This window comes from Mycobacterium sp. (assembly GCF_008709575.1).
In the GTDB taxonomy this organism is placed as follows: Bacteria; Actinomycetota; Actinomycetes; order Mycobacteriales; family Mycobacteriaceae; genus Mycobacterium.
In genome coordinates this window covers 1-654 of the sequence record NZ_VYIK01000411.1, presented here as the reverse complement: position 1 = coordinate 654, position 654 = coordinate 1, and the positions used below count along the sequence as shown (strand labels likewise).

Below are 654 nucleotides of genomic sequence, written 5' to 3'. Positions count from 1 at the left end.
AGGAGGTCGCAGATGCGTCCACCGACGGTGTGGGTGCTGGCCCTGGGCTTCGTCGTGGCAGTGGGATGCCACGCCACCCAACGCCAGCACGGCGAGGAGGAACGGGTGAGCCCGGAAAAGGTTGCCGCTTTGGAGAATGGCTTGCGATCCAAGCCGCCGCTGGAGGCCGCCCAAGCCCAGTACCGGGCCGCAGTAACCACGATGGCCGATGCCATTGCGGCCCTGGTGCCGGGGTTGACCTGGCGATTGGAAACCGACAGCTGGAACCACTGCGGCGGCGAGTACACCGGCACCAATGCCAAGATGGCGTATCTGATGGCCGGGTTCAGCGGCCCGATCCCAAACGACACGTGGCCGCAGGCGGTGCAGATCGTCCAAGACGGCGCGAAACAGTTCGGCGCCACCAGCATCGGTGTCCTCAAGGACAAGCCCGGCGAGCACGACGTGAGCGTCTCCGGTCCCGGGGGTGTCGAATTCAAGTTGGGAACGCAAGTCTCGTCTTCGCTTACGGCGCAATCCGACTGCCGGATCAGCCAGACCGACGCGCCGGCCCCGCAACCATGACCGCGTCGTACGCGCCAGAAGCGCCGGGGCGCCGGTGGATAAGGTGTCATCGCTGACAGCAGACGGAGGTGATGACGGTGCCCACTGCGC

1 protein-coding gene is annotated in these 654 nt (G+C 66.2%); it reads left to right on the top strand.

Annotated features, from left to right (window positions below; all coding sequences use genetic code 11):
- The first annotated feature begins 12 nt into the window (after positions 1–12).
- The gene (locus F6Q13_RS19285; protein WP_293059935.1) at positions 13–564 is read left to right on the top strand and encodes an LppA family lipoprotein; all 552 of its coding nucleotides are present in this window, start codon (positions 13–15) and stop codon (positions 562–564) included.
- The last annotated feature ends 90 nt before the right edge of the window (positions 565–654 follow it).

Bases quoted from the DNA above. Each gene is read 5' to 3' on its own strand.
- F6Q13_RS19285 (WP_293059935.1), top strand. From the start codon at position 13: ATGCGTCCACCGACGGTGTGGGTGCTGGCCCTGGGCTTCGTCGTGGCA.